This is a genomic window from Lacticaseibacillus brantae DSM 23927 (genome assembly GCF_001436115.1).
Classification (GTDB): Bacteria; Bacillota; Bacilli; order Lactobacillales; family Lactobacillaceae; genus Lacticaseibacillus; species Lacticaseibacillus brantae.
The window spans coordinates 476,348-492,444 of sequence record NZ_AYZQ01000001.1 but is presented as its reverse complement, the minus strand read 5'-3'; the positions used below and the strand labels follow the sequence as shown (position 1 = coordinate 492,444).

12 protein-coding genes and 1 pseudogene are annotated in these 16,097 nt (G+C 47.9%); all 13 read left to right on the top strand.

Annotated features, from left to right (window positions below; translation table 11 throughout):
- The first annotated feature begins 9 nt into the window (after positions 1 to 9).
- The 13 genes and pseudogenes from FC34_RS02360 to hemW all read left to right on the top strand — a co-directional run bounded on the left by FC34_RS02360 (position 10) and on the right by hemW (position 16,063).
- Positions 10 to 1,719, top strand: a complete 1,710-nt coding sequence (locus tag FC34_RS02360; RefSeq protein ID WP_057893775.1) for a proline--tRNA ligase — start codon at positions 10 to 12, stop codon at positions 1,717 to 1,719.
- Between the two features lie 156 nt (positions 1,720 to 1,875).
- A complete protein-coding gene (locus FC34_RS02355) occupies positions 1,876 to 6,213 on the top strand; it encodes a PolC-type DNA polymerase III (protein WP_057893774.1) in 4,338 nt (1,445 codons plus the stop codon).
- A 166-nt stretch (positions 6,214 to 6,379) separates the two neighbouring features.
- A complete protein-coding gene (gene rimP, locus FC34_RS02350; protein WP_057893773.1) occupies positions 6,380 to 6,853 on the top strand; it encodes a ribosome maturation factor RimP in 474 nt (157 codons plus the stop codon).
- A 16-nt stretch (positions 6,854 to 6,869) separates the two neighbouring features.
- Positions 6,870 to 7,905: pseudogene (gene nusA / locus FC34_RS02345) on the top strand (transcription termination factor NusA); the annotation flags it as partial.
- A gap of 91 nt (positions 7,906 to 7,996) precedes the next feature.
- Positions 7,997 to 8,296: an RNase P modulator RnpM gene (rnpM, locus tag FC34_RS02340; protein ID WP_057893771.1), complete on the top strand. Its 300-nt coding sequence runs from the start codon at positions 7,997 to 7,999 to the stop codon at positions 8,294 to 8,296.
- On the top strand, positions 8,293 to 8,586 hold the full coding sequence (locus FC34_RS02335) for a L7Ae/L30e/S12e/Gadd45 family ribosomal protein (protein ID WP_057893770.1): 294 nt from the start codon (positions 8,293 to 8,295) through the stop codon (positions 8,584 to 8,586). The genes rnpM and FC34_RS02335 overlap by 4 nt, the downstream gene beginning before the upstream one ends.
- Before the next feature lie 22 nt (positions 8,587 to 8,608).
- Complete coding sequence (infB, locus tag FC34_RS02330; RefSeq protein WP_057893769.1) at positions 8,609 to 11,149, top strand: translation initiation factor IF-2; 2,541 nt, start codon at positions 8,609 to 8,611, stop codon at positions 11,147 to 11,149.
- Between the two features lie 11 nt (positions 11,150 to 11,160).
- Positions 11,161 to 11,514, top strand: a complete 354-nt coding sequence (rbfA, locus tag FC34_RS02325; protein WP_057893768.1) for a 30S ribosome-binding factor RbfA — start codon at positions 11,161 to 11,163, stop codon at positions 11,512 to 11,514.
- A 146-nt stretch (positions 11,515 to 11,660) separates the two neighbouring features.
- Positions 11,661 to 12,395: a TerC family protein gene (locus FC34_RS02320; RefSeq protein WP_057893767.1), complete on the top strand. Its 735-nt coding sequence runs from the start codon at positions 11,661 to 11,663 to the stop codon at positions 12,393 to 12,395.
- Between the two features lie 41 nt (positions 12,396 to 12,436).
- A complete protein-coding gene (gene truB / locus FC34_RS02315; RefSeq protein WP_057893766.1) occupies positions 12,437 to 13,348 on the top strand; it encodes a tRNA pseudouridine(55) synthase TruB in 912 nt (303 codons plus the stop codon).
- Positions 13,349 to 13,358: 10 nt separating this feature from the next.
- Positions 13,359 to 14,294, top strand: coding sequence for a riboflavin biosynthesis protein RibF (ribF, locus tag FC34_RS02310; protein WP_057893765.1), 936 nt, complete (start codon positions 13,359 to 13,361; stop codon positions 14,292 to 14,294).
- 108 nt (positions 14,295 to 14,402) lie between these two features.
- Positions 14,403 to 14,894, top strand: a complete 492-nt coding sequence (locus tag FC34_RS02305; protein WP_057893764.1) for a macro domain-containing protein — start codon at positions 14,403 to 14,405, stop codon at positions 14,892 to 14,894.
- Positions 14,891 to 16,063: a radical SAM family heme chaperone HemW gene (gene hemW, locus FC34_RS02300; protein ID WP_057893763.1), complete on the top strand. Its 1,173-nt coding sequence runs from the start codon at positions 14,891 to 14,893 to the stop codon at positions 16,061 to 16,063. The genes FC34_RS02305 and hemW overlap by 4 nt, the downstream gene beginning before the upstream one ends.
- Positions 16,064 to 16,097 lie beyond the last annotated feature (34 nt).

Sequence of the window (16,097 nt, the reverse complement as noted above, 5' to 3'; positions counted from 1 at the left end):
CAGTAGTTAATGCGACAATCTCGGATGTTTATTCCTACAGAAAAAGAAGTTCCAAATTCGGCCGAGGCTAAGTCTCATCAAATGATGTTACGTTCTGGCTTCATGCGCCAAGTGAGTGCGGGGGTTTACGCGTACTTACCTTTGGCCCAGCGTGTTCTGGATAAGATCGAAGCCATTATTGATGATGAAATGAACACGATTGAAGCCGTCAAGATGACAATGCCGGCTTTAATTCCAGCTGAACTTTGGCGAGAAACCGGGCGTTATGACACGTATGGTGACAATCTCTTTAAGCTCAAAGACCGCCATGATCGTGACTTTGTTCTTGGCCCAACCCATGAAGAGACCTTTACCGATCTGATTCGTAATGAATTGCGGTCATATAAGCGGATGCCATTGGTCTTGTATCAAATTCAAGAGAAGTTTCGTGATGAAGATCGTCCCCGCTACGGCTTGCTGCGCGGTCGCGAATTTATTATGCAAGACGCGTATTCTTTCACAGCCAATGAGGAAGATTTGGATAAGGTCTATAACCAAATGGAGAAGGCCTACACCAATATCTTTAATCGATTAGGCTTAGATTTTCGGGCAATCATCGGTGATGGTGGCGCCATGGGTGGTAAAGATAGCAAGGAATTTTCTGCGATTGCTTCTATCGGTGAAGACACGATTGTTTACTCGGACACTTCTGACTATGCGGCAAACCTTGAGATGGCGACCTCAATGACGCTGCCAATCTTGACGCATGAACCAGCTGCCGACCTGGAAACAGTTGACACTGGGGATGCCAAGACCATCGATGAAGTTGCTGCCCGGCTTGATGTTTCACCAGAGAAGATTATCAAGTCAGTGCTCTTTATCGCTGACAGTGCACCCGTTTTAGCGTTGGTCCGCGGAGACTATGACGTCAATGACGTTAAACTCAAGAACTTGTTAGGGGCTGATTACCTTGACATGGCCACGCCTGAAGAAGTTCAGCAATACTTACACGCTGAAATCGGCAATATTGGCCCGGTCGGGTTAGACAAAGATATTCGGGTCGTTGCTGATAACAGTTTGACTGGCTTAGCCAATCTGGTTGCTGGAGCCAATGCCCCAGAAAAGCATCTGTTGAATGTGAATGCTGAGCGGGATTTCACGCCGGATGAAACGGCTGATATTCGTTTTGTAACGGAAGGCGAAGTTTCTCCTGACGGTGAAGGTGTCTTGAAGTTCACCAAAGGGATTGAAATTGGGCACATTTTCAAACTTGGCACTCGTTACACTGAAGCGATGGATGCCAATTTCTTGGATGAAAACGGTCGGAGTCAACCCGTTATCATGGGTTCTTACGGGATTGGGGTTTCGCGCTTGCTATCGGCAATTGCCGAACAGCGACTCGATGACAACGGCTTGGTTTGGCCAAAGAATATTGCGCCGTTTGATATTCACGTCATTCCGGTCAATATGAAGGCTGAAGAACAAGTTAACTTGGCTAAAGAAGTTGAGCAATTATTGACCGGCTCTGGTTATTCGGTGTTGATTGATGACCGGAATGAACGGGCCGGGGTGAAATTTGCCGACTCGGACTTGATTGGGATTCCAGTCCGCATCACTGTCGGTAAGAAAGCGGCTGACGATATCGTCGAAGTGAAGTTACGGCAGTCCGGGGAAACCTTGGAAGTCAAACAAACTGAATTATTGAATTCCATTAAAATTCTCATGGATCAACTGGTTTAATCCATTCGAGGAAAGCTTAAAAGGCCGTCGGCAAAAGTGTTTTTGCGGCGGCCTTTTGTGTTGAATTTACGCTGGCACTTGCTGGTGGATTCTTGAGTGGTAAAATGTAATCCAGACAGCTTTAGACGGAATTATTATCACAGAAAGGGTGCTACTGTGGCTTTATCAAAACGTGCAATGTTTGAAACCTTACTAACCCAGCTTAATATGCCAGCTGATGTGGCGAATTATCAAGGCTTTTCAACCGCGACAGTCGAAGCGGTGGTGGTGCACCAACAGTCTCGCCGCTATGAGTTTACTTTAGGTTTCGAAGAGATTTTACCTTTTGCCATTTTTAGCCAACTTGAAAATCATTTGGCAGCGGCTTTTAAAGACATTGCCAGCACAACGCTGACCATCAACGTCCAAAATCCCGCTTGGAGTGACGATTTGCTTGCGGGTTATTGGCAATATGTTGTCGATCACGCGGATATTAACGCTGGCATGGTCCGCGAGTTGTGTGAGAAGCAAGTACCAGTCATGCAGGATGGCCGAGTGACACTGACAGCCGAGAATGAGCCGGTCAAAGAATTTCTTATCAACCAGGGTGTGGGCAAACTTGAGGCGGCCTTTCATGATGTGGGCTTTATGAGTTTACGCTTGACCGTCCTCATCGATGAAGCCAAATCTGATGCGCAACTGGCAGCTTTTAAAGCCAAGAAAGCTGAAGAATCAGCCCAATTGGCCCAAAAAGCCACTGCGATGATTGAAGAAAGGAATAAGGCTAAAGCGGAAGCTGGGCCGGCTAGTGGACCTGTTCAATTGGGCCGGCCACTGAAACTCAGTGACCCGGTTCAACAAATGGTGACGCTCACGCAAGAAGAGCGAAGTGCCACGATTGAAGGTTTCGTATTTGATGTCGAAGTGCGTAATTTACGGTCTAATCGCAAGTTGTTGATGCTGAAGGTGACAGACTATACTTCCTCTTTCTTAGTGAAGAAATTTAGTAACGGTGCTGACGATGAAGCGGTTTTTGCGGCGATTCAAAAAGGGATGTGGCTCCGGATTCGTGGGAGCGTCCAAGAAGATACGTATTCTCGGGAACTAACGGTTAACGCTCAAGATATTCAAGAAGTCAGTCATCCGAGTCCAGCCGATGATGTGGACGGCGACAAGCGGATTGAACTGCATCTGCATACTAATATGAGCCAGATGGATGCAATCACCCCCATTTCTGATTATGTGAAGCAGGCCGCAACTTGGGGGCATACGGCGATTGCCGTGACTGACCATGCAGGCTTGCAGGCTTATCCTGAAGCCCACGGCGCCGCCAAAAAAGCGGGTTTGAAGATGATTTATGGTGTTGAGGTGAATTTAGTTGATGATGGCACGCCGGTCGCTTATCAAGCTGACGCGCCACTTGATCTTGAACATGCCGAATATGTTGTGTTTGACGTGGAAACCACGGGTTTGTCTGCCGTTTATGACAAGGTGATTGAGTTAGCGGCGGTTAAGATGAAAGATGGCTCGGTCATCGATGAATTTGAACAGATGATCGATCCTGGATTCCCGTTGTCAGACACCACCATCAATTTGACTCATATCACCGATGAGATGGTTCGCGGATCCAAGACTGAAGCGGAAGTTTTGGCTATGTTCCAAGAATTCACCAGAGGGACCGTCATGGTTGGACATAATGTGACCTTTGACGTCGGCTTTCTGAATGCTGGTTATGCTCGTCATGGTTTGCCTACAATTGACAATCCGGTGATTGATACCCTGGAATTGTCCCGGATGTTACATCCTGAACGCAAGAACCACAAACTGGATACCTTGACGAAAGCTTATTCGATTAACTTGGAGCACCATCACCGGGCCAATGCGGATGCTGAGGCAACGGGTTATTTGATGTATGCTTTAGAAAAAGAAGCCGCTCAAATGTACCAGATGACTAAACTCAATCAATTAAACGACCGTATTGGTGAGAATGACGCTTATAAACAAAGCCGGCCAAGTCATGCGATTGTCCTGGCGCAAACTCAAGCAGGCCTTAAGAATTTATTTAAACTAGTTTCGGATTCGATGGTGAAATATTATTACCGGCTGCCACGTGTGCCGCGGAGTCGATTGCAGAAGCTGCGCGAAGGTTTGCTGGTCGGCTCGGCTTGCGATCAAGGCGAAGTCTTCAATGCCATGATGCAAAAAGGCTACGCTGAGGCCGCAAAAAAAGCCGAATTTTATGATTATCTTGAAGTGCAGCCATTGCCCGTCTATCAACCACTGATTGACAGTGAATTGGTCCAAGGGACACCACACTTGCAAGATATTTTGAAGAAGATTATCCAAATTGGTGATGAACAGAACAAACCAGTTGTTGCCACTGGTGACGTGCACTATCTGACGCCTAATGACGCCATTTATCGTAAAATTCTTATTCACAGCCAAGGCGGGGCCAATCCATTGAATCGCCAGAATTTACCCGATGTGCATTTTCGCTCAACGGCCGAAATGCTGGATGATTTTAGTTGGCTTGGCGAAGATCTAGCCCACCAAATTGTGGTCACCAATACGCATACTGTGGCCGATTGGATTGACGACGACATCACTCCGGTCAAGGACAAGCTTTACACGCCTAAGATTGAAGGCGTTGAAGACAACTTGAAAGCGGATGTAATGAATAAAGCCCATGCTTTGTATGGCGAAGCGCTCCCTGAAATTGTGTCCGCGCGCTTGGATAAAGAACTTAAGTCGATTATTGGGAACGGGTTCTCCGTGATTTACAACATCGCCCAACGGCTCGTATTAAAGAGTAATAAAGATGGTTACTTAGTTGGTTCCCGTGGTTCTGTCGGGTCTAGTTTGGCTGCGACCATGTCCGGGATTACCGAAGTGAACCCATTACCGCCGCATTATCGCTGCCCACAGTGCCAATACTCTGAATTCTTTACAAAAGGGGAAATTGGTTCCGGCTTTGACCTACCTGACAAGCAATGCCCAAATTGTGGCGCTGACCTAGATAAAGATGGTCATGATATTCCGTTTGAAACCTTCCTCGGGTTCCACGGCGACAAGGTGCCAGATATTGATCTGAACTTCTCTGGTGACTATCAACCAGTGGCCCACAACTACATCAAAGTCTTATTCGGCGAGAACAATGCATTTCGGGCAGGGACCATTGGGACCGTGGCTGACAAAACAGCCTATGGTTACGTGAAGGCCTACGAACGAGACACCGGGCAGATGTTCCGCGGGGCAGAAATTGAACGCTTAGCACAAGGGGCAACAGGGGTTAAACGGACCACCGGTCAACATCCAGCGGGGATTTTAATTGTGCCGGATTATATGGACATTTACGATTTCACGCCAATTCAATACCCGGCTGATGATCAAGATGCCGCTTGGAAGACCACGCACTTTGATTTCCACTCGATTCATGACAATATTTTAAAAATGGATGTGTTGGGGCATGATGATCCGACCATGATCCGGATGTTGCAAGATTTGACTGGGGTTGAACCAACTTCCATTCCAACGGATGATCCAGGTGTCATGGCGTTGTTCTCAGGAACGGATAGCCTAGGGGTGACCCCAGAGCAAATCAATTCCAAGATGGGGACACTCGGGATTCCCGAATTTGGGACCCGATTTGTCCGGGGTATGTTAGAGGAGACCAAACCAACGACCTTCTCTGAACTCCTCCAAATTTCTGGCCTGTCTCACGGCACTGACGTGTGGCTGGGTAATGCGGAAGAATTGATTCAACAAGGTATTGTCACCCTAAAAGAAGTGATTGGTTGTCGTGACAATATCATGATGGACTTGATTCACTGGGGGATGGATGATTCCATGGCGTTTAACATCATGGAACATGTGCGTAAGGGTCGCGGGATTCCTGACGACTGGCAACAAGCAATGCGGGACAATGAGAATGTACCTGATTGGTACATTGATTCCTGTTTGAAGATTAAGTACATGTTTCCTAAGGCTCACGCGACCGCCTACATTTTGATGGCGTTACGGATTGCCTGGTTTAAAGTTTATTTCCCATTGGTCTATTACGCTGCCTACTTCTCTGTGCGAGCTGAGGATTTTGACTTAGTTGCCATGAGTCGCGGTAAGGATGCCGTCAAGGCCGCCATGAAGGAAATTACGGACAAGGGCATGGAAGCCAGCACGAAAGAGAAGAACTTACTGACTGTCCTCGAAATCGCTAATGAATGTTTAGAACGAGGTTTTAAGATTCAAATGGTTGATGTTGAACGGTCTGACTCACATGACTTCACAATTGTGGATGATCAGACAATTCTGGCACCATTCCGGGCTGTTCCAGGCCTGGGCGATAACGTCGCAAAGCAAATCGTTTCCGCGCGTGAAGAACGGCCATTCCTCTCCAAAGAAGACCTCTCAAATCGCGGTAAGGTTTCAAAGACATTAATCGATTATCTTTCAGAAAATCATGTGCTCGACAGCTTGCCTGATGAAAATCAGCTGTCATTATTTGATAACATGTTTTAGGCGAACGCTCTCATTGGCGTCAGTCTTGACGTGACTTGCGAGAGCAAACAAAACGTGGTATATTATAAGCATGATTTAATACTTCGGCGGGAGTGAGCAGAAATGCTCACTCTTTTTATTGCCACACCCAGATGAAACATGAAAACACTAAGAAGGAGGGGATGGTTTGAGTACGGTTGTCGAAACGGTTACCGAGTTAGTCAATCCAATCCTTGATGAACATCAGTTCTATCTCACCGATGTTGAGTTTGTAAAGGAAGGCGCCAGCTGGTATCTGCGGGTTTACATTGATAAACCTGGCGGCATTACCTTGGAAGATTGTGTCATGGTCAGCGAGCAGTTATCGGAGACGTTGGATAGTATTCAGCCAGACCCCATCCCGCAAGCTTACTTCCTCGAAGTGTCCAGCCCTGGTGCTGAACGGCCTTTGAAGAATGAGACTGACTTTAACAACGCAATCGGCGAGTACATTCACATTTCGCTATTTAAAAAGGTTAACGGCCAAAAAGTTTTTGAAGGTACCCTTGAGTCTTTGAGTGCTGATGAACTCACATTAACTGTTAAAGATAAAGCTCGAAAGGTTAAGATGACCTTCGCCCGTCCGGACATTGCAAGTGCCCGGTTGGCAATCGAGTTCTAGTAAAGGAAGGAACAACATGTCAAAGGAAATGATTGAAGCGCTCGATGCCTTGGAAACCGAAAAGGGTGTCAAGAAGGATGTTGTGATTGAAGCACTGGAAGCAGCGCTCGAATCAGCCTACAAGCGCAACTATAATCAAGCGCAAAACGTGGAGGTCGAATTTGATCAAAAGAAGGGTGACATCCACGTTTTTGCTGTTAAAGAGGTTTCAGATCAAGTCTTTGATTCTCGCCTCGAAGTCAGCTTGGATGACGCGTTAGCAATTAATCGGGCTTACGAAGTCGGCGACGAAATTCGTTTTGAAGTTACGCCGAAGGATTTCGGACGGATAGCTGCCCAAACGGCTAAGCAAGTGATTATGCAGCGGGTTCGTGAAGCTGAACGCAGCATTGTTTATGATGAATACTCACAGTATGAAAATGAAATCATGCAAGGCGTTGTTGAACGGCGCGACAACAAGTTTATCTATGTCAACTTAGGTAAGATTGAAGCGGTGCTCGGCAAGCAAGACCAAATGCCAAACGAGAACTATGAACCGCATGATCGCATTAAAGTGTATGTCACTAAGGTTGAGAACACGAGCAAGGGTCCGCAAGTCTTTGTCAGTCGGACTCATCCTGGTCTGGTCAAGCGATTGTTTGAACAAGAAGTCCCAGAAATTTTTGACGGTGTTGTCGAAATTGTTGGGATTGCGCGTGAAGCCGGCGATCGGACTAAGATTGCTGTCCATGCAACGAACGAAAACGTTGATGCTGTTGGGACGACAGTCGGTCCTAAGGGCGCGCGTGTTCAGGCAGTCGTTAACGAACTGTCTGGTGAGAACATGGACGTCGTGCAGTGGGAAGAAGATCCAGCTGCCTATATCGCCCATGCTTTGAATCCTGCTCAAGTCGTTGATGTTGAGTTCAACGATAGTGACAACGATCGGGCTTGCACAGTGATTGTTCCGGATTACCAACTGTCATTGGCAATTGGTAAGAAAGGGCAGAATGCGCGCTTGGCAGCGAAGTTAACGGGTTATAAGATTGACATCAAAGCTGAGTCGGAAGCTGACGCACCTAACGAAGCGGCTGAGACTGACGTTGACGTTGACGCGTCAGAGCCAACTGAAGACTCTCAACCAACGGAATAGGAGGCTTGTTGATGAAGCAACGCAAAATTCCGATGCGTAAGGATTTACTCACCAATGAGATGCGGCCTAAGAAAGAAATGGTCCGGATTGTGCGCCTAGCGGATGAGACTGTGGCCATTGATCCAACTGGCAAACAGTCAGGTCGGGGTGCTTATGTGGCCCTGGACCCAGCGGCCGTCCAGAAGGCTAAGCAAAAGAAGTTGATTGATACGGCTTTTGGGATCAAAGTAGCACCTGAGTTTTATGATGAACTCTTCGCCTACGTTGATCATCAAAAAGCCCGCCAAGAACTGTTCGGCAATGCCCAATGACACCATTCTTGAATCTTTTGGGCATGGCTAAGCGGGCGGGCAAGTTAGAAACTGGTGAAGGCTTCGTCGTCAATGCGATTGCCAAACAAACTGCGAAATTAGTGATTGTTGCCAGTGATACCAGTGAGAACACGAAGAAAAAAATGACGGATAAAAGTAGCTTTTACTCAGTTCCAATGCGGATGCCGGCGACAAGTACGGAGTTGTCGGATGCGATTGGCACTAAGCGATCCTTAATTGCTGTGACGGATGCTGGGTTCGCCAAAGCAATGCTAAAGCTGCTCACCTAATAAACACAGGGAGCGTGAAGATATGGGCAAAAAACGAGTCTATGAATTTGCAAAAGAAATTAATCTGCCAAGTAAAGCGGTGATTGAGGCCGCTGGTAAGCAAGGCATCCAATTGAAGAACCATATGTCCAGTTTGGACGATGCCCAAGAAAAGACATTGCGTCAGGCCCTTAAGCCTGCTGCAACATCAGCTGCGCCAAAGCCCGCTGCTAAGCCAGCAGCTACCGCAAAGCCTCAGCATGATAATAATAACCGGTCGACAAGTGCGAACCGCCCAGCGGCCCAATCACGGCCTGCTAACAGTGCTAGTCAAAGTCGCCCAGCAAGTAATAACGGCCAAAGTCGTCCAGCAAACAATGGCCAAAACCGTTCTAGTCAGAATGGTCAAAATCGCTCGACCAATAATCAAAGTCGGTCAAACAGTAGCCAGAGTCGACCAAGTAATAATACTAATCGGCCAACATCGACTTCAAACAACCGGCCAAACAATACGACCAATCAAACGCGTTCAAACACGCAAAGTCGCCCAGCGACTAACGGTCAGAGTCGGCCACAGACGGCCAACAATCGGACTCAAAATGCGCGGCCAGCAAGTACCACCAGTCGGCCAAGCAATAATGGCCAACAAAGCAACAATAACAACCGTAACCGGAACAACAACAGTTCAGGCCGCGGTGGCTACACCAACAATAATGGCGGTAACAATCGTTACGGCAATAACAACCGTCGCAACAACAAAAAGAATCGCCGTCAACAACAAACTGGTCCTAAGAAGGTTATGCCAGCTCGTAAGGATCGGCCATTACCAGAGACCCTTGTTTACACCGTTGGGATGAATGCCCAAGATTTAGGTAAGATTTTGCACCGCGAACCAGCAGAAATCATCAAGAAGCTCTTCATGCTTGGTGTGGCAGTCAACCAAAACCAAAGTCTCGACAAGGACACCATCGAAGTCTTGGCTGCGGATTATGGGATCAATGCCGAAGAGAAGGTCGAACAAGATATTGCTGACTTGGATACTGTTTATGAAGCAGAAACCCAAAACGCTGATCACTTGTCCTCTCGGCCTCCAGTTGTTACCATCATGGGTCACGTTGACCATGGTAAGACGACCTTACTGGATAACCTCCGCCACTCACACGTGACTGAAGGCGAAGCCGGCGGGATTACGCAACATATTGGGGCTTATCAAGTTAAGCTCAATGATCGCTTGATTACCTTCTTGGATACTCCAGGACACGCGGCCTTCACGAACATGCGGGCACGTGGCGCGGACATTACCGATATCATCGTCTTAGTCGTTGCGGCTGACGATGGCGTCATGCCACAAACTATCGAAGCCATCAACCATGCCAAGGCTGCCAACGCTCCAATCATCGTGGCCGTGAACAAGATTGATAAGCCAGGCGCAAACCCAACGCACGTGATGGAACAATTGGCTGAATACGAACTCATCCCTGAATCATGGGGTGGTGACACCATCTTCGTTGAAATCTCAGCGAAGTTTGGCAAGAACATCGATGAATTACTCGAAATGATTTTGCTCGAAGCTGATGTCCTTGAATTAAAGGCTAACCCTGATCAAAAGGCGGTCGGTACTGTTATCGAAGCGCGTTTGGATAAAGGGAAGGGTTCTGTGACCACCTTACTCGTGCAGCAAGGGACCTTGCGTGTTGGTGACCCAATTGTGGTCGGTAATACGTTCGGTCGGGTTCGGGTCATGACTAATGACCGGGGCCGTCGGGTCAAGGAAGCATTGCCATCCACGCCAGTTGAAATTACTGGTTTGAACGACGTGCCACAATCTGCTGATCGCTTCGTTGTCTTCGATGACGAAAAGACAGCCCGGGCTGCTGGTGAAGAACGTGCAAAGCGGGCCTTGGATAAGGAACGTCAAAACACAACTCACGTAACGTTGGATAACTTGTTTGAATCCATGAAACAAGGTCAACTGAAAGAAGTGGACGTCATCATCAAGGGTGATGTTCAAGGTTCAGTTGAAGCCTTAGCTGGTAGCTTACGTAAGATTGATGTTGAAGGCGTTCGCGTCAACATCATTCACCAAGCGGTGGGTGCCATTAACGAAAGTGATGTGACCTTGGCGTCAGCGTCAAACGCGATTATCATCGGGTTTAACGTACGGCCAACCCCACAAGCTAAGTCACAAGCGGAAAGCGAAGATGTTGATATTCGTTTACACCGTGTGATTTATAAGGCTATCGAAGAAATCGAATCCGCCATGAAGGGGATGCTCGAACCAGTTTACGAAGAAAAAGTCACTGGTTCTGTCACTGTCCGTGAAACGATTAACGTTTCTAAGATTGGGACCGTTGCTGGGGCCTATGTTGACTCTGGTTACATCACTCGTGATTCTGGCGTTCGGTTGATTCGGGATGGTATCGTGATTTACGAAGGTAAGTTAGCTTCTCTGCGTCGCTTTAAAGACGATGTCAAGGAAGTTCGCCAAGGGTTTGAACTTGGCCTGACCATCGAAAACTACAACGATATTAAGATTGACGACCAAATCGAAGCCTATGTCATGGAAGAAGTTCCCGTTAAATAAGGAGGTCCACCATGAAGCATCGTATCGGTCGTGTTGAAACTCAGATTCAACGCGAAATTGATGATATCTTATTGAAAGATATCAATGATCCCCGCGTGCAAGGGGTAACCATCACTGGGGTTAAACTCACGGGTGACTTGCAACACGCAACCGTCTACTTTAGTGTCTTGAACGATTTGGCCAGTGCGGCCCAGTCTGCACAAGCAGGTTTAGACAAGGCAAAAGGGATAATTCGGCGTGAAGTGGCGCAACGCATCCGCTTGTTCAAGGTTCCAGAATTGGAATTTAAACAGGACGAATCCGTGCGTTATGGTGCGCACATTGATCAACTGTTAGCTGAAATGAAGCATGACAACCTAGAATAAGCAACTACCAAGACCCTGACGTCGGCGAAAGCCTGAGTCAGGGTCTTTTTTTTTGGTGGCTATCTGATGATTGGCTGGATTTCTTGGCGAAAAGCGGTTTTCTGCTGCGAAAACAACGGTATAATGTAACAAGGTGTTTAGAGAGGATGAGTCACATTTCGAGTTTTGAAGCTTTATACCAACCTTTTTTTGACGCCAATAACTGGCAGGCAGCCTTATGGACGTCTTCAGGCTGGCTAACCATTCTCACGCTAGCCGTGTTAGAGTGTTTGCTATCAGTCGATAATGCAGTCGTTTTGGCGGCTCAAACGCAAGGGCTGCCTAATCCAAAACAGCAGCGACATGCGTTGCTGTATGGGATGGGTGGCGCCTATGCGTTTAGGTTTGTGGCGATTGGCTTGGGCACATATCTCATGCGCTTTTGGCTTATTAAGGCTGCTGGCGCTGCCTATTTGTTGTGGCTGTCCCTGAGTTATTTCTACCAGCAACGGCAGCCACAAACAGACCCTGCCCCAATTCGCCGCGGGTTTTGGCGCACAGTTGTGACAATTGAGTTCTTAGATATGGTCTTTTCGATTGATTCGGTTATCGCTGCTTTGGGTGTCTCCGCCAATCCTGTTATTGTCTTAATTGGCGGGTTCATTGGTATTCTCGCCATGCGCTTTGTCGCGCAAATTATTACCAATTTCATCAGTCAAGTGCCAGAATTGGAGATTGCCGCCTACGTGTTGATTGGCATTATCAGTGTCAAACTGGCCTTGAGTTTACCGTGGCTGAACTTCGAGATTCCCAACTGGGCCTTCTCGCTCATTGTCGTACTGATCTTTGGGGTGACCGGCGTAGTTCACTGGCGACGTACCCGGCGTAACTCAGAGAATTAACCTGCTATGCTATAATGGCGTATAACGAAAGGACGGAGTATATGGACGGTATTCTTCCGATTTACAAACCACGAGGCATGACCAGTACGGATGTCGTTAGCCGCTTGCGGCGCTTATTGCATATGAAACGAGTCGGGCATTCAGGGACGCTAGATCCTAATGTTGACGGGGTGTTGCCGATTGCCTTAGGCGTTGCGACTAAAGCGGTCCCAATGCTGATGACCGCAGGCAAGACTTATATCGGCGAAATCACTTTTGGCTTTGCGACGACGACTGAGGACTTAGACGGCGACGTTGTCGAAGAAGTCGCGCTTGACCAGCCGTTTACGCCCGCCCAAATCGACACAGCTTTTGCTGAAATGACTGGCGAAATCACTCAGATTCCGCCGCTGTTTTCTGCGGTCAAAGTGAATGGCCGGCGGCTCTATGATTATGCCAGAGCGGGTGACCCCGTTGAACGCCCACAGCGACAAGTCACTATTTATCAGTTCAAACGCACTAGTGAGCCAGTTTTTGCTGACGGTCGTCAGACGGTGCGCTTTGAGGCACAGGTTTCAAAAGGCACGTACATCCGCACGCTTGCGGTGGACACCGGCAAACTATTGGGTGTCCCAGCCGTCATGAGTGATCTTACCAGAATTCAAAGCGGCGGCTTTGGCGTTGGGCAAACTATCAGTTTGGCGCAGGTTGAAGCAGCGATTCAAAACCACACGCTGGCTAATTTTGTCCAACCGGTGGAATTTGCTTATCCCGAGGTCCCTCATTATCATCTAAGTGATAGTCAATGGGCCGACGTTCAAAATGGCAAATTTCTCCGTCTGCAGCAGAGTGAACCAGAACTCGCTTTGTTTTATGGCAAGCAATTAAAAGCAATTTATCAGTTTCAAAATGGGCTTTACCGACCGGAAACCATGTATCTTGCTAACTCAGGCCCGGCCAATTCTGATAGTTAGGTGATTATTCATGCAAGTAATTGATATTGTTCCACCACTTGATTCCAAGGCGATTGCCTCAACGCCGATTGTTTTAGCGTTGGGTTTTTTTGATGGGGTCCATCGCGGCCATCAAGCCGTCATTAATCGCGCTTATCAGATTGCGCAAGCCAAACAATTACCCTTGGCAGTGATGACCTTTGATCAGCACCCGGCGATTATTTATCGGCATGTCGCCCCTGAAGATATCAGATATCTGTCCGACCGACCACGCAAAATTGAGTTGATGGCGACCTTTGGGGTTGATGTGTTCTATATTGTGCACTTTACGCCAGAATTTGCAGCTTTGAGTCCACAAGCCTTTGTTGACCAGTACTTGGTAGGTTTGCATGCGGACACGGTGGTGGCCGGATTCGATTACACCTATGGCAAGCGCGATGTTGCGAATATGCAAACTCTGCCAGATTATGCTCACGGGCGTTTTGATATTGAAGTCGTTGCAGAACACGATGCAGCCGGTGAAAAAATTTCGTCGACGCGCATTCGTGATGCGCTTGATTCCGGGGATATAGATACAGCCAATGGCCTGCTAGGTTATGCATATCGGACCACGGGCGTTGTTGTTCATGGTGAGGCAAGAGGGCGCACGCTAGGCTTTCCGACGATAAACATTGAAACTACTCGCGGTCAACGATTACCAGGCATCGGCATCTATGCAGTCAAAGTGTTGGTTGATGGCAACTGGTGGTTAGGCATGGCATCAGTTGGGCGCAACGTCACGTTTGGTGCAAACCGACCAGTGACGGTCGAAATTAACTTGCTCGACTTCTCAGGCGATTTATATGGCCAGTCAGTGACAGTTCAGTGGGATCATTATCTGCGCGGCGAAGTGAAATTCACTGGCGCCGATGCACTCGTGGCGCAATTGCAGCAAGATGAACAGGACACTCGAACTTATTATGCATAAGTATTTGACTCGTTGGCCACAAAATCGCCAGCGAGTCTTTTTCATGCTTAAGGCCGACAAAAAAGCCCAAGCAACTAGCGTATAATGAAAGGCGAAGGGGAGATAGCCATGGCAATTAAAATTGTTCTAGGGGATATTACCCAACTGCCGCAGCGGATGGATGCCATTGTTAATGCTGCGAATCGCCGGCTCGTTCCAGGTGGCGGTGTGGATGGTGCGATTAACGCCGCTGCGGGGCCTGAATTAGCCCAAGCCATGTTGGCGATTAACGGGACGCCCACTGGTACAGCTGTGATGACACCAGCTTTTGGGTTGAACGCAAGTTATGTGATTCACGCTGTCGGACCAATCTACCACACTGGTCGCGCTAATGAAGCTGGTTTACTGCGGCGTGCTTACTACAGTGCATTTAATTTGATGACGCGCCATGCCCTGAGAACAGTTGCTGTGCCGTTACTCAGTACAGGTGTGTATGGTTATCCGATTCCAGAGGCAGTCGCGATTGCCATTAATGTGGCCCACGATTTCCCAGAACTTACGATTACCTTCGTGGCACTTGAGCCTGAAGTGTTTGCCCAATTAGAAAGGATGACAGCATGAACACGATAACCACGGTGCCGGCGACGACATCGGCTTACATACATATTCCGTTTTGTGAACATATTTGTTATTACTGCGACTTTAATAAGGTCTTTATTGAAGGGCAGCCGGTCGATGACTATGTTGAGATGCTGTTGCGTGAAATGCAGTTAGTGATGGCAGAGAAGCCGGTCGCCAAAATGGATACACTCTATGTCGGTGGCGGAACACCCACAACCCTTTCACCCAAGCAACTGGAGCGCTTGATTACCGGCATGCGCGAGATTTTGCCGTGGGATGGCGGCGAGTTCACCTTTGAAGCGAATCCCAATGACCTTCAGGATACCGACAAACTCCAAGTTCTCAAAGACAACGGCGTCAATCGCTTATCGATTGGCGTGCAGTCGTTCAATGATGACATCCTCAAGCGGATCGGCCGGATTCATCGCAGTGCTGATGTGTACACCGCCATCGCCAATGCACGCAAGGTCGGCTTTGATAATTTGTCGATTGACTTAATCTTTCGCCTGCCTGACCAAGATCGCGACGATTTTTTGAACAGCCTCCACAAGGCCTTGGAACTGGATTTGGAACATTACTCGACTTATTCATTAATTCTGGAACGCAAAACCATTTTCTATAATCTGATGCGTCAAGGTAAATTACGGTTGCCTACACAAGATGTCGAAGCCGATATGTATGAAGACGCCATCGATTTGATGGCTAGTCATGGTCGCCAACAATATGAAATTAGCAATTTTGCTAAGCCGGGGTTTGAATCTCAACATAATCTCGGTTACTGGCGGAACGACAAATATTACGGGTTTGGTGCAGGGGCGTTTGGCTATGTTGGTAAAGATCGCTACCACAACTACGGTCCCATCCAACAGTATCTGAGTCCTTTGCACGCAGGTCATGTGCCAGTGATTGAGCATCATTTAGTGCCACTGAGCGAACAGATTGAAGAAGAAATGTTCCTGGGGCTGCGGACGATGCAAGGGGTTAGTTACACGCACTTTCAAGCGAAATACCACTTGCAAATTGACGACCTGTATGCCCCGGTGATAGCTGATTTAACTCAGCAAGGACTATTGACTCGCCAGGGCGACTGGTTGCATTTGACGCACAAAGGTAAATTCTTAGGGAATGAAGTTTTCCAGGCATTCCTATTAGACGAAGGAGCCCTATAAAAACGCGGTTTTCATCGGCGAAATTAGCAATTGA